A 244-nucleotide genomic window follows, 5' to 3' on the forward strand; every position below is an offset into this window, starting at 1 on the left:
GGCCATCACTGCGCCCGGGTGCTGATGCGCAGGTGATGCCTGGCCGGGGGCGTAGCTGACGGTGAGCATCACGGCGCTCTTGCCGGGGGCGTTCGAGGGTTGTTGCTGCTGCAGCACCTTGACCTGGTCGGCAGCATCGCCGTGCGCCCAGGCAGGGGTTTGAGCGGCGAGCAGGGCGAAAAGGATGATGCTAAACGGTTTCATGGGGGCTTCTCCTGGATGGCAATTGCCTGCAGGTTAGGCC

At 65.2% G+C, this 244-nt stretch carries 1 pseudogene; it reads right to left on the reverse strand.

Features of this window, described 5'->3' with window-relative positions:
* Nucleotides 1–204, reverse strand: a pseudogene (locus FQ668_RS28045) (cupin domain-containing protein); the annotation flags it as partial.
* Between the last annotated feature and the right edge of the window lie 40 nt (nt 205–244).

This window comes from Pseudomonas sp. Kh14 (assembly GCF_900291005.1).
In the GTDB taxonomy this organism is placed as follows: Bacteria; Pseudomonadota; Gammaproteobacteria; order Pseudomonadales; family Pseudomonadaceae; genus Aquipseudomonas; species Aquipseudomonas alloputida.